The sequence below is a fragment of the Rhodococcus sp. GB-02 genome (assembly GCF_053470465.1).
Genome location: NZ_JBPUKE010000005.1, coordinates 95839 through 109334 on the forward strand (window position 1 = coordinate 95839; position 13496 = coordinate 109334).

The window sequence follows — 13496 nt, forward strand, 5'->3', positions numbered from 1 at the left end:
ATGACATCGCTGCAGACCCCGACGGTGCGCGTCGGCGATTCGGACCCAGGTGCGGTCGACTCGAATGTGCTCGAGCAAGCTGACGCCGACACCTACGCGCAGTGGTTCGCGTGCCTGGCCGAACCGATGCGGGTGCGGCTGCTGCACCGCGTCGCGAGCGCTGCTGGCGGCATCACGATCGGGGCTCTCGCCGAGGCGTTGGGGATCGGGCAGCCCACGGTCTCCCACCATGTACGTAAGCTCGCCGATGTGGGATTCGTCAGCCTGCGCAAAGAGGGGACCAGCACCGTTGTCGCGATGAATCCGACGTGCTGCGTCGCGTTGCCGCAGGCCGCCGACATCGTGATGGGAGTTCTCGCGCCGCGGCCGTGCTGCCCGAGCGATCTTCCTGACGATGTCGCCGTCCGGGTCATGTCCGATGACGACTGGGACGCCGTTCTGCGGATCTACGGCGAAGGGATCGCCACGCGCAACGCCACTTTCACCACCGAAGTCCCCAGCCGGGAGTATCTCGATGCGCAGTGGCTGCCGAATCATCGCTGGGTCGCCACCATCGACGATGTCGTCGTCGGCTGGGCTGCCCTGAGTTCGACCTCCGGGCGGGACTGCTACCGCGGAGTCGCCGAAAATTCCGTCTATGTCGCCGACGGGATGCGCGGGCGAGGTGTCGGAAAAGCGTTGCTACGCAAGCAAGTCATGGCAGCGGACGCGGATGGGCTCTGGACCCTGCAGACGTCGATCTTCCCTGAAAATCGCGCCTCCGTCTCCCTGCATCACTCGGCAGGGTTCCGCACCATCGGGATCCGCGAGAAGATCGCCCAACTCGACGGGATCTGGCGCGACACAGTCCTGCTCGAACGCCGAACGGCAGCGGATTCCTGATTTTCTGAACCGCCAATCGAAGCATTTTTCGGCAATCGATCCGCCATATGTGATCAGCAACTCGAAGCAACCCCTTAGCTCGAGTGCAGAGTGAATCTGCTGAGACGTGATTCCCGCTGTAACTGGCAAATTATTCGTGGGCTGGTGTCACGTCCTCCTGCAGTGAGTTCTTGAGGGCTCGGGATCAGCGGCTTCACAGCAGAGCGGTCACCGTCGGGGATGTACGTGCAGACGAACTGGAGCGGGTGAAACTGAAAGTCTTCGCGAGTCGCCGATCGGAGTGTGCAACGCCGCCTGCATCTACATGCCGGTTGAGTATCACATCTGCTGCTCTCGCTTGCCTGTCACTCGGCTGCCCGGTAGCTCGATTGGGCAGGACTGTGCAGATTGTTGCTGAAAAGCGGTCGGTCCATGCCAGGGGTGCGGAGGTCGAGCGAGGACGGCTAGACCACGGGTTGCGCGGCGTCCTTGTCGAGAATTCCGTCTCTCTCCCACGGCCACGTCATCAGAGCCCAGATGATGAATACGATTGTCATCCCAGAAAACAGATACACCGGCCACGGACCCATCAGGTCCAGCAGCGATGCGGTGGAAGGTTTGGCGTTGAGAAAGCCGTAATTGGTATCGGCGATGCGATTGAAGATGAAAGTGACTATCGCCCATGTCAGCGTGACCAGTACCGCGAAGCGGTAGCTGCGCCATGTAGGTCGCATTCTCCGGCCCCACGTGAGATAGATCGCGGCCCAGACGACAAACAGGTGAATCGCCCAGAAGGCAAGAAACTCGTAACCGGGGAAGTCGGGCCCGGCCAGAGCCGGTGAAATCAACGCCTGCGTACTCAATACAAGCCCCCAGTAGTAGGTGAGGGCGAACGGCCAATGTCGGTGCGACCACAATGCGTAGATCGCGGACACTGTCGCGAGATCGGTGAGTTGTAAGGGTACGGATCCTCCTAGCGTGGGTGAGGACAGCGAGTAGAGCACCGCCGAGCCGTATATCACCGCCAGTATTCCGCCGAGGGCGCGGCTGAGGTGGCGAGCTTGCGCTTCGGTCTGTCTACGTCCCGCCCAGATCAGAAACACCGAACCCGCGACAAACAGAGCGATGGCTGCCCAATGCGATGGGCCGTACGCCGAGAACTCGGGTTGTGCAGAATACACATCTCTCACTTCCTCAGCGCCGCCGAACGCACTGTTCCATAACAACCTTCGCAGATAGCTGTCCCAGTTCGGAAGTGCCGTTCTCCGGCTTAGTTGACGATGATCGTGTCCGCGGTGCGAGAAAGGGCGTAGCTGTGCAGTGGCTTCTGAGCAGGTCGTTGCACGACCGAGCCATCGACGATGGAGTATCGGCTGCCATGACATGGGCAGTTGATCGTTCCATCGCTGACCTCGGAGACTACGCATCCCTGGTGGGTACATACCGCAGAGAAGGCTTGGAACACGCCTTCCTGCGGCTGGGTGATCACGACTTGCTCGTCCGCCAGAATGACTCCGCCGCCGACAGGAACCGCTGATATCGGAACCTCGGCACTGCCCAGGGTTACGCCGGGTGCATTGCTGTTGTTCTGGGTGCTACATCCGGCAACGGCGAGACAAGTTGTCGCGCAGGCTGTGAGGAGGACCGTTCTGCGCCCGACCTTGATGTCGGATGGATCGATCGTGCTCATGCGGGGACCACCAAACCAGTGAGAAACATCAGGAGTATTCCGACACCGACGCCGACGAGAACCATCGGATCCAGATCCGAGCGGCCTTGTGTGCGCAAGGACGGTGCAATTTGGATGACGACCTGGATGATTGCGCCGACCCCGACTCCGAGCAGCAACGCAGATACTTCACGGTTGTCGACGCCCGCCCCGATAACAGCACCGAGAATTGCCGGCGCACCCGCGATCAATCCCAACCCCAACAAGGTCAACAGGGGGGTACGTCGCCGAGCCAACGGTGCGATGATCGCGAGTCCCTCTGTTGTGTTGTGCAGGGTGAATCCGATAACGAGGAACGCGCCGAGCGCAAGCTCACCTACCGCATACGCGGATCCGATCGCGAGGCCTTCTCCGAGATTGTGCAATCCGATGCCGATGGAAATCATCAGTGCCAGTCTGAGTTCGGATGCACCTGTCGTACCGGCTGGGCGTCTTCCGCGTAGGTAGCGGTCGATGCACGTGAGCGTCAGGAAGGCGATCGCCGCGCCGAGAACGACGAGAGTGCCGCCGCCGAAGGCTCCGCTCGAGGCTGCTGCCAGCTTGAACCCCTCGCTCGTGCCGTCGAAGATCAAAAAGGCGAGCAGACCGACCGTGACGGCCAGCACGAATCTGACTGCCCTGACGCCGGCGCCCCGCATCACAGGTAGCAAGAGCATCCCGAGCAGGACCGGGATGACTCCGACGTATGTGCCCAATAGAGCCATCAAGCCGAAGAACGCCACTCCCGGGACGGGAGTTGCTACGGCAGCGGGAATTTCGTGTTCGATGACCAACCCTGTGGAGGTGAGCATCGAGACGAGGTACGGCTGTCCGGTGATCCACGGGTAGTCGAGGGTGATCGTCTGGGACTCGAGTCTGCCGATGGGATCTGCAGCGCCTACCAAATCGACGAATGTGTCGTTCACGGCAACTTGCGCGACGGTCACCGCGTCGGGGCCGGTGTTGCGTAGCGTCAACGTGATTCGGCCTGGTTCGAGGGCCGTTCGTTCGACGGAGATGTTCTCGATCGGTGGGCCGGTGCGTTCGGGGAGGCTTTGTCCGGCGAGCATTGCCAGCGCAGTCAGGGCGATGACGATGATCGCGAGTACTGCGGCGCCTCGGAGCCAAAGGCCGGTGCGAGATGCGCCTGTTTGATCGGACTCTGTATGCGCGGAACCCGCAGTGTCAAAGGAATTCTCATGAGTGCTCGTAGGAGAGGGAGGATCTGGGGTGCCGGTCATTCGGTCACCTCGAAGAATCCCATCCAGCCCAGATCGGCGAATTCGGTCTTGTGGGCGTGGAACATGTACTTGCCCAGGTAGGGAAAGCGCAGTTCGCATATTCCGCGCTGACCTTGGGCCTGGATGATCGTGTCCGTGAATTCGCTGGACTCGAGCCGAGTCCCGGTCGGGTAGTAGTCGAAGAAGTTCCCGTGCACGTGGAAGCTGTTGATCGGATCGTATTCGAGGACGTTGACCAGGTAGATGCGAACCAGCTCGCCTCGTTTCACCTGTACCGGTTCGTGCATGTGATGGAACGGGATGCCGTTGACCGCGTAGAGCTGGTTTCCTTGCCCGTCGAATGTGGTGTTGTAGCCGTGCATCACCATCACCATTTCGTCAGCCGCCGGGCGCCCCTGAGCTGGATCGACGATGAATGTGCCGTACATGCCGCGGGCAATGTGCTCTGCAAGTGGATTGACGTGGCAGTGATAGAGATGCAATCCGAAAGGGGTTGCATCGAATTCGTAAGTGAATGATTCGCCCGGCTCGATGATGCCCCGACCTACCCCGGGAATTCCGTCCATGTCAGCGGGATGGATTCCGTGAAAGTGCATCGTGTGAGGGTGCGCGGAACCGTTGACGAACCGCACCCGGAGCCGGTCTCCCTCACTGCATCTCAAGGCGGGACCTGGAATGCGGGAGTTGAAGGTCCACGCGGGAAAATAGACTCCGGGTGCTACCTCGATCTCCTCGTCGGCTGCGAAGATCTCCCACTCGCGTAGCGTTCGACCGTCAGGCAATTCGGAAGTCGTCCCGTAGTCGAAGTCACGCAGCATTGCCGTGGGATGAAACCCGTTGGCAGTGTGGTTCACCTGCTGACCGGCCCGAAAGGTCGCACCGCTCGTGCCGCCGTGACGGACTCCGCCGTCTCCGTCAGGTGCGGCGGTACCCGGGTTGGTGTTTCCGGGATGCTCGGTAGGCGATGCGCCCGCAACTCTTCCTGCGTTCATCATGAGTCCGGCTGATCCGGCGAGCGCCCCACCGATCAACAATTGTCGCCGCGACGGTGCGCTCATGGCCACCCGACCGAAGCATCGACATTCCTGGCAGTCAAAAGAGTCACACCTCAAAGTTTGTCATGCCGAACTTTATTTTCATAGCCCCCAAACTATCCGAACGCATTCGACCGAAAACAGGCGGACCGCGGAAATTTTCGACGAGTGGGGCGTCGTGGTTTCGCCACCTCGAACCGCAGAAGTTCGCAGAGATGGACTGCTTCCCTGTCGACAGCGCTCCGGCTCCCTCCTCGCTCGAATCAGGTCACACGGATTGCGGACGCTGAATCTCACGTTCGGACCCGCGCGCGGATTCGAACAGCAGCGACACGGCGACCAGGATGAATCCACAGGTGAGGTAGGTATCGGCAAGATTGAAGGTGGGCCACCAGCCGGTGTGGAAGTAGTCGGTGACCTTCCCGTCGAGGGCTCGGTCGACCACGTTGGAGGCAGCTCCGGCGACAATCAGAGCGAAACCGATCACGGCCACCCCGCGACTTTGCGGGACACTCCGCCAGGCGTATACGGCGATTCCCATGGTGGCGAGGCCGGTAAAGGCGATGATGACGGCACTCGGCAGCTGATTGCCCAGGCTGAAGGCGACACCACTGTTGTAAGCCAGCCTCAAACTGACGACGCCCAGATCCATCTCGTTGGCCCCGGACAGGTGCTTCCGCGCAACGGGCTCAATCGTCAGGGCGACGACGACCGAAACGAGCACCGTCGTAGCGAAGAGAATTCGTTTCTTGCGATGGGGGGATTTGTCGTTCGTGGTCACCTCGTTGGTACTCACCACGGAAGCTCCTGGCAACGCCCGTCACCCGCGGCGGGTTCTACCTGCAGGGTCGCGTGAACGAGATTGAACTGGGTGGCCAACAGATCCTGGGCAGCAGCGAGAACCTTGGTCGGATCGGACTCCTCGTCGATCGTCAGATGCGCCGACGCAACTTCCATGCCCGATGTGAGCGTCCAGATGTGAAGGTCGTGGGCGTCCTTGACCCCGGGGATCCCCTGCAAGGCTTGCGTCACCTCGGTGATGCTCACGCCGGCGGGGGCGTGCTGGAGCAGGATCCGCAGGGCATGGCGGCCGAGATTGTAGGCACGCGGTAGGACGAACAAGCCGATCGCAACACCGATCACCGGATCCGCGTACCGCCATCCGAAGATCAGTGTGACCAATCCGCTGATCAGGACTCCAACGGACCCGAGCATGTCAGCCATGACCTCGAGATAGGCGCCCCGGACGTTGATGCTTTCCTTCGCCCCGCTGCGAAGGAGCAAGAATGCCGCGATGTTCATCACGAGGCCGACGACAGCGACAATGCTCACCGGGAGTCCAGGGACCTCAGGCGGATCGGAAAGTCGACCGAGAGCTTCGTAGAGAACCCATCCGGCGACACCGAACAGGAGTAGGGCATTGAACAAGGCAGCGAACACCTCCGCCCGGTACATACCGAACGTGCGATCCGGGCGCGATCGCGCTCTTTGCGCAAGCAAGATAGCGGTCAATGCCATGAGGATGCCGAACACATCGGTGAAGACGTGTGCGGAGTCGGAGAGCAGGGCGAGCGATGACGTGGACAACCCCACGATGACTTGCGTGACGAACGTGACCAGACCGAGCCCGACGGCTATCCATAATTTGCGGACATGTTTACCCGATGCACTCGCAGCTTGTTCCGCAACGCCGTGCCCATGGCCGTGACCCATCTCGATATGCCCTTCTCGCCTATGACTGGAGCGTCGTATTCTCATATGCGCATATTTGCCAACGAGAGAGTTTCAGTAAACCCTGGCTGAAGCACCCATGCAACTATCCGTCATAGTATTTTGGTCCGGAGCGCCGATCGCGCGGGCGAGATCCACAATGCTGAGAGGTCCACCCGCAAATGATCGAAACCGAACCGTCCGGCGCCGATACCCTCGTCGTCGGACGACCCATACGGAAAGTATTGGGATGGGGTGTCATAGCTGCAATCACTGCGGCGGCATTGGCGCGCGCATCAACTTCCGAGGCGCTGCGATTGCTCGGACTTCCAGATCCGGGGCCCTTGACGATTTACGGACTCCCGGCGGTGATGGCGTTCGGCGAGGTTGCCGCCGTGATGACCGTAGGCAGTCTACTTTTGGCTGCCGTTCTCGTTCCGCCTCAAGCCTCAGGTGTACTCGATGTCGACGGATATCTGGCGCTACGAACCGCAAGCGTCGCCGCCGCTATCTGGGCGGTATGCGCGGCGCTGCTCGTTCCACTCACCCTCTCGGACAGTTCAGGCCAACCTCTCTCCGTCGTGTTCGCCGATCCAGGGCTGTTCGCTCGCGCGATTTCGGACATCGATGTCACAACTGCATGGGCATGGACCGCAGGGCTCGCACTCGTGCTCGCGATTGCGTGTCGTCTGACCCTGCGATATTCGTGGACACCGTTACTTCTCGCATTCGCTTTGTTCAGCCTGCTCCCCAGGGCATTGTCGGGTCACTCCTCTTCGGGTGGATCCCACGACATCGCCACGAACAGTTTGGTTCTGCATATCCTCGCGGCGTCGATTTGGATGGGAGGAATAGCGGCTCTCGTGTTGCATGCCCGCAGAAAGGGGAGCTATCTCGACTTCGCCGCGCGCCGCTTCTCGGCCGTGGCACTCATGGCGTTCGTCGTCATAGCGATCAGCGGTGTGGTCAACGCTGCCGTGCGGGTGCCGCTCACCGCGGTGTGGAGTAGCACCTACGGTGTCTTGATTCTTGCCAAAGTCGCCGCCTTGGTCCTCACCGGACTGGCAGGTTGGCGCCAACGGAAAATCGCGATCGCCGAACTGACGAAGGATCCTAGCGACGGTCGCACCTTCATTCGTCTGGCAGTGGTGGAGTCGGTGGTTCTCGCAGTAACCGTCGGTATCGCCGTCGCCCTGGGCCGCACGCCGCCCCCGGCGCCCACGGAGCGACAGGATCCGAGCAGAGTCGAGGAGGTGCTCGGGTATGCGCTCGATGGCGTACCGACTGCGGGCCGCTTGCTCGTCGACTGGCGATTCGATCTCATTTTCGGAACTCTCGCCGTGGTGTTGGCTGCGTGCTACGTCGTCGGCGTTTTTCGCCTCCGACAGCAGGGCGTGCAGTGGTCGACGTTCCGATCGGTCAGCTGGGCTCTGGGGTGCCTGGTGTTGCTTGTCGCAACATCATCGGGAGTGGGTAGGTATGCACCTGCAGTGATGAGTATGCATATGGCGGCAACGTCCGCCGTGGCGGTCCTTGCTCCACTCTGTCTGGTCCTGGGCGCCCCGTTCACGCTGTTCAGGCTCTCCGTTCGGCGATCGTCCGGAGATGCGCCGGGGCTGAGGGAATGGGCGCAAAGCGTGTACAGAGGCTCCTGGTTCCGATTCATGTCCCAGCCCTATGTGATTGCTGTGATTTTCGCCGGAGCCCTGCCTCTCCTTTACCTGGGAGGGATGTACAGCGCTGTCGCCGGCTCGCACGTCCCCCACCTGGTGATCAACGGAATCCTGCTGATCTGCGGTTTCATGTTCTTCTGGGTCATGGTCGGCGTCGATCCCTTGCCGAGACGAGCGAGCGCCGCGATCAGGACGGCCCTGCTCCTTGCGGCGTTCTTGGCCTACGGGGGCCTCGCAGCAGCACTGATCACCACTGACGCGGTGATTGCCGATCAGTACTTCACATCGTTGCAGCGCGGCTGGCTCGACGACCTCGCACGAGATCAACGGTTCGGTGCCGGACTGATACTCGCGATCGGAGCAATACCCCTGGCAATCGCGACAGGGCTTCTCCTCAACGCGTGCTGCTCGCCGAGATGTCATCGCGCGGCAGATGAGTAGGAGAAGGTGCATTTGCAGCGGGGCGTCTCGTCGAGATTCTGAATTTTGTCAACGCTCGCCCAAAAACTATGCGAAATAGTAGTACGCTGTCTGGGACCGTCACCATTCTGTGACCTTCCGCGACGCAAGGAATGCGATCTTGGCCCGACACCGCAAGCCCGACACCGACGATCTCGACTGCCCACTTCGGGAAAGTAGCTTTTTCGACACGCCACGCAGCGATCGCGACCTGCCAGTCGACACGATGTACATCTCCACCGCATCTGCAGTCGACCGTGAATCCGTCGCTGCAAGCGTTCAGGCGCGACGCGGCGGCGCTCATCGCCGACAGTCCCGCAATCGTCCTGGTGGACGGGCTTTGGTTCTCTCTGTCGCCACCGGCGCTTTGCTTGCCGCCGGCACATCCGCCTCACATGCATCGACAGGGAGCGTCAGTGTTCCCGTCGAGCTCGACCAGCAACCGTTGGCACCTCTCGAGCAGGCGCTGGCATCGGCTCCGGAAATTCTCCAGGTTCCCAAACTGGCCGAGCTGGGGAGGCTGGCCGAACAGTTGGCTCGAGGCACCGAACGCGACACCGATCGCGCTTCGAGAGAGGCAGCTGCACGCCAACCGCTGACGATGGCTCCTGTCAGCGGAACATTGACGTCGAACTACGGACCGCGTTGGGGGTCGACTCATTACGGGTTGGACATTGCCAATGAGATCGGTACACCTATCGTGTCCGTCACCGACGGCACGGTACTCGAGTCCGGACCTGCGTCCGGTTTCGGACTGTGGGTCCGTATCCTGCAGGATGACGGGACAATCGGGGTCTTCGGACACATCAACGAGACTCTGGTAACCGCGGGTCAAAAGGTGCGTGCCGGAGAATTGATTGCGACGGTAGGAAACAGGGGACAATCAACAGGGCCACATCTGCATTACGAGGTGTGGCAGGCAGACGGCCAGAAGGTCGATCCCATGGCATGGTTGGACGCGCGTGGGGTACAGATCCAGCCTCCGGCCGTCAGTGACTGACGCAATCGACGATTTCCGAAGGGGGAAGGAAGATGAAGAGACTCGGCGGGCTCGAATCCGAAGTGATGGATCTCCTGTGGGATGCAGAAGAGCCGCAGTCTGTGCGGGATCTGGTCGACCGCTTCGAGGGCGGCGCCCCGAAGGCATACACCACGATCTTGACCGTCGTGACGCACCTTCACGAAAAAGGGTGGGTGCAGAGGGAAAAACGAAGCCGCGCATACATCTATTCGCCATCGCGTAGCCGCGATGAAGCGACCTCACTGGCCATGCGCGAATTACTCGACAACAGCAATGACTCTGTTTCAGCGCTTCTGCACTTCGCGCAAAACGTCTCCGATGACGAATACGAGGCACTGCGGCGAGCACTGGATCACGGCAAGGTTCGGTAGATGACTCTCGCCGCAGTCCTCCTTCTCGGGGCCGTGCTCATCGGAGCGTTCATGCCCAAGGTTTTGCGGCGTTTCGAATCGACCACTCTGGCTCCTGCAGCGATTCTCGCGGCATGGATCGGCAGCATCGTGGGTCTGGGATTCCTTGCCGTATCGGCAGTAGTGATCCTTCTGTGGCCGAGCCATGCACCAGCGGAAGGGCTCTCCGAGGCCCTTGTGCGATGCTTCACTGCCTTCCAACACGCGATGGCCCCCTGGATCGGGGAAGCGCTCGCTGTCGGCGGAGTTGCGGTTACCGCGCTCATCGCCGTTCGCAGCTTGTTCTTGGCTCATCGGCAACATAAGGGCCGAGCCAAGGTCCGCGACTACCACCGTGATGTCGTATCGATCATCGCCCGCGCAGATCCGGCATCGGATGACGTTCTCTGGCTTGATCATCCGATGCCGATGGCCTACAGCGTCGCTGGACGGCCGGGATTCGTCGTAGCGACCAAAGGTCTCTCCGATTGCTTGACTGCATCCGAGCGTGAAGCGGTGATCGCCCACGAGCGGGCACACTTGCGAGGTCACCATCACCGAATCATCAATGTGTGTGAAGTCTTCGCGAAGGCGCTGCCGGTGATCCCGCTGTTCAAAGCGGCTCCCGCTGCGGTGCGGCGGCTGGTCGAGCTCGCTGCCGATGATCGGGCCGCACAGGCCACCAGCCCCGATGCCGTCAGGTCGGCGTTGCGCGTGGTGGCGACGTCGCCGCTACCTCAGCCGGTGTGGACTCTCGGGCTCGGTGACGACGAGATCTCGGTGCGCTTGGTCAGGCTGCAGACGGATTCCCGGATTCGCGGCACCAAACTGGTCTGCATCTCTGCTGCGATGCTCCCGATGATCGTTCCCGTCATCGCCGCGTTGACCACCATGGTCGTCTTCTCTGCGTCCGCTCATGCCCTCGTGACCTGACGGCAGTCGGAAAGGGTGGCCGAGGCGCCACCCGGACCCAAAAACTATGCAACGTAGTATTTGGGTTATGCTTCTGTCGCACACTCTATTTGCGTCTCGACAGGAAGCGGGCTGACTATGACCGCAATTGCATCACCCCCGATCCCCGCCCGGCCGTACCCCGCGCGACGGGCGCCGAAGGGATCGGTGCTGCGGAACCTTGTGACGACGACCGATCACAAGACGCTCGGCTTGATGTATTTGGTGACTTCGTTCGCGTTCTTCCTCATCGGCGGGCTCATGGCGCTGATCATGCGCAGCGAACTGGCGATTCCGGGCATGCAATTCCTGTCGAACGAGCAGTACAACCAACTCTTCACCATGCACGGCACGATCATGCTGCTGCTGTACGCGACGCCGGTGGTGTTCGGATTCGCCAATTTCGTTCTCCCCCTGCAGATCGGTGCGCCGGATGTCGCCTTCCCGCGACTGAACGCGTTCAGCTACTGGCTCTACCTTTTCGGTGCTCTCATCGCTACGGGCGGGTTCGTCACTCCCGGAGGTGCCGCAGATTTCGGCTGGACGGCCTACACGCCTCTGAGTTCGGCAGTCAGCTCACCTGGGGTCGGTGCGGATCTGTGGATTGTGGGGCTTCTCGTCTCCGGTCTCGGCACGATTCTCGGCGCGGTCAACATGATCACCACCATTGTCTGCTTACGCGCTCCCGGTATGACGATGTTCCGCATGCCGATCTTCACGTGGAACATCTTCATCACCTCTGTCTTGATTCTGTTGGCCTTCCCGCTGTTGACCGCCGCACTCTTCGCACTGCTTTACGACCGTCGCCTCGGTGGCAACATCTTCGACCCCGCGAATGGCGGAGTCCTGCTGTGGCAGCACCTGTTCTGGTTCTTCGGCCACCCCGAGGTCTACATCATCGCGCTGCCCTTCTTCGGTATCGTCTCGGAGATATTTCCGGTCTTCAGCCGCAAACCGATCTTCGGCTACAGCGGCCTGGTCTACGCGACGCTCGGTATCGCGGCGCTGTCGATCGCAGTGTGGGCGCATCACATGTACGCGACGGGCGCGGTTCTCCTGCCGTACTTCTCGTTCATGACGTTCCTGATCGCCGTGCCGACGGGTGTGAAGATCTTCAACTGGATCGGCACGATGTGGAAGGGACACCTGACGTTCGAGTCACCGATGCTGTTCTCTCTCGGATTCTTGATCACCTTCCTCTTCGGTGGTCTGTCCGGTGTGCTGCTGGCGAGCCCTCCGCTGGATTTTCAGGTCACGGATACTTACTTCGTGGTCGCCCACTTCCACTACGTGGTTTTCGGTACGGTCGTGTTCGCGACGTACGCCGGTATCTACTTCTGGTTCCCGAAGATGACCGGTCGCATGATGGACGAGCGCCTTGGCAAGTGGCACTTTTGGACCACGTTCGTCGGCTTTCACATGACGTTCCTCGTTCAGCACTGGCTCGGTGCCGAGGGTATGCCGCGTCGTTACGCCGACTACCTACCCGCGGACGGGTTCACCACACTCAATACAGTCTCGACCATCGGTTCCTTCATTCTCGGAGCCTCCACTCTCCCGTTCATCTGGAACGTCTTCAAGAGCTACCGATTCGGCGAAGTGGTCACTGTCGACGATCCGTGGGGCTACGGAAACTCGCTGGAGTGGGCAACGACCTGCCCGCCGCCGCGTCACAACTTCACCGAGTTGCCGCGCATCCGCAGCGAGCGTCCGGCCTTCGAGTTGCATTACCCGCACATGGTTGCTCGGATGCGAGCAGAAGCACACGTCGGGGCCGGTCACCGGCCGGAGACGAGTTCATCAGAATCGGAGAAGGTACTTACCGCATCCACGTCCGATGATGACGAGAAGAATTAGCTCGGCGGCCATACCGATGGGAAAGTCAATGTCAACACGAACAATGCCGGTGGTCATCGTCCCGGCAACAGATACCGCTGCCGCCCTACTCACGGACTGGTTGATTCGAGACGTACTGCCGACCGCTCTCGACGGCGGCGTGGCGAACCATGCTGGTGCCCGGTTGCGGACTTTGCCACCGGTATCTCGTCGCCACATCCGGCACCCCCGCAAACTTCGGGTTCACACCCGTCGAGTCAGCGAAGTAATCGCCGCAATCGAGAATCATCTCCAGACCGGAGCGGATTTCGTTGACGCAGAGCGGACCTTCATGCGTTCCACCACTGTCCTTCCAGACCCCGTGCTGAACGCCGCGGCCAGTATCAGTGGCGCAGTGATGGATATCGGGAGTTCCGCGGCGGCATTGGCGAATCGTGCCCTCCTTCTCGTTCCGACGACAATCGAGTCGTCGGAAGCGGCGCTCTCGACGCAATCGAGGGTAACCGAATCCTATTACGCCCTCCTTGCGCGGCTGTGGCACAGAGATTTTCACGCGAGTATCGTGATTCCGCAGACCGAACCCTGAGCGCTCCTCGCTTCGGTGTGCTGTCAC

Annotated in this window: 13 protein-coding genes; 7 read left to right on the plus strand and 6 right to left on the minus strand. The window is 60.9% G+C overall.

Translation table 11 applies throughout. From position 1 onward, the window contains the following. Nucleotides 1-882, plus strand: coding sequence for a helix-turn-helix domain-containing GNAT family N-acetyltransferase (locus tag ACSW29_RS29490; RefSeq protein WP_037131630.1), 882 nt, complete (start codon nucleotides 1-3; stop codon nucleotides 880-882). 443 nt (nucleotides 883-1325) lie between these two features. On the opposite strand, the gene ACSW29_RS29495 is transcribed toward ACSW29_RS29490, so the two are convergent. The 6 genes from ACSW29_RS29495 to ACSW29_RS29520 all read right to left on the minus strand — a co-directional run bounded on the left by ACSW29_RS29495 (nucleotide 1326) and on the right by ACSW29_RS29520 (nucleotide 6557). Next, nucleotides 1326-2042: a YwaF family protein gene (locus ACSW29_RS29495; RefSeq protein ID WP_003944610.1), complete on the minus strand. Its 717-nt coding sequence runs from the start codon at nucleotides 2040-2042 to the stop codon at nucleotides 1326-1328. An 89-nt stretch (nucleotides 2043-2131) separates the two neighbouring features. Further along, complete coding sequence (locus ACSW29_RS29500) at nucleotides 2132-2551, minus strand: QcrA and Rieske domain-containing protein (RefSeq protein ID WP_011331647.1); 420 nt, start codon at nucleotides 2549-2551, stop codon at nucleotides 2132-2134. Next, entirely contained in the window at nucleotides 2548-3810 is a 1263-nt protein-coding gene (locus ACSW29_RS29505) for a ZIP family metal transporter (RefSeq protein WP_011331646.1), read from the minus strand. The genes ACSW29_RS29500 and ACSW29_RS29505 overlap by 4 nt, the downstream gene beginning before the upstream one ends. Further along, a complete protein-coding gene (locus tag ACSW29_RS29510; RefSeq protein ID WP_432431462.1) occupies nucleotides 3807-4874 on the minus strand; it encodes a multicopper oxidase domain-containing protein in 1068 nt (355 codons plus the stop codon). Before ACSW29_RS29510 ends, ACSW29_RS29505 begins: the two co-directional genes overlap by 4 nt. Before the next feature lie 238 nt (nucleotides 4875-5112). Continuing rightward, nucleotides 5113-5640 (minus strand): signal peptidase II, encoded by a 528-nt coding sequence (gene lspA, locus ACSW29_RS29515; RefSeq protein ID WP_011331644.1) that lies wholly within the window; start codon nucleotides 5638-5640, stop codon nucleotides 5113-5115. Then, nucleotides 5637-6557 carry a cation diffusion facilitator family transporter gene (locus ACSW29_RS29520; protein ID WP_003944635.1) on the minus strand — a complete coding sequence of 307 codons (921 nt, stop codon included), beginning with the start codon at nucleotides 6555-6557 and terminating at the stop codon, nucleotides 5637-5639. The genes lspA and ACSW29_RS29520 overlap by 4 nt, the downstream gene beginning before the upstream one ends. A 179-nt stretch (nucleotides 6558-6736) precedes the next feature. On the opposite strand from ACSW29_RS29520, the gene ACSW29_RS29525 reads away from it, so the two are divergent. The 6 genes from ACSW29_RS29525 (at nucleotide 6737) to ACSW29_RS29550 (ending at nucleotide 13469) form a co-directional block, all read left to right on the plus strand. Beyond that, the gene (locus tag ACSW29_RS29525) at nucleotides 6737-8668 is read left to right on the plus strand and encodes a bifunctional copper resistance protein CopD/cytochrome c oxidase assembly protein (protein WP_047270589.1); all 1932 of its coding nucleotides are present in this window, start codon (nucleotides 6737-6739) and stop codon (nucleotides 8666-8668) included. Between the two features lie 244 nt (nucleotides 8669-8912). Continuing rightward, on the plus strand, nucleotides 8913-9686 hold the full coding sequence (locus ACSW29_RS29530) for a M23 family metallopeptidase (RefSeq protein WP_358344645.1): 774 nt from the start codon (nucleotides 8913-8915) through the stop codon (nucleotides 9684-9686). Between the two features lie 32 nt (nucleotides 9687-9718). After that, nucleotides 9719-10078, plus strand: a complete 360-nt coding sequence (locus tag ACSW29_RS29535) for a BlaI/MecI/CopY family transcriptional regulator (protein ID WP_003944627.1) — start codon at nucleotides 9719-9721, stop codon at nucleotides 10076-10078. Further along, a complete protein-coding gene (locus tag ACSW29_RS29540) occupies nucleotides 10079-11029 on the plus strand; it encodes a M56 family metallopeptidase (RefSeq protein WP_047270591.1) in 951 nt (316 codons plus the stop codon). It begins immediately after the preceding gene. Nucleotides 11030-11146: 117 nt separating this feature from the next. Then, nucleotides 11147-12904, plus strand: coding sequence for an aa3-type cytochrome oxidase subunit I (gene ctaD / locus ACSW29_RS29545; protein WP_047270592.1), 1758 nt, complete (start codon nucleotides 11147-11149; stop codon nucleotides 12902-12904). Between the two features lie 28 nt (nucleotides 12905-12932). Beyond that, on the plus strand, nucleotides 12933-13469 hold the full coding sequence (locus ACSW29_RS29550; protein WP_223304456.1) for a hypothetical protein: 537 nt from the start codon (nucleotides 12933-12935) through the stop codon (nucleotides 13467-13469). The last annotated feature ends 27 nt before the right edge of the window (nucleotides 13470-13496 follow it).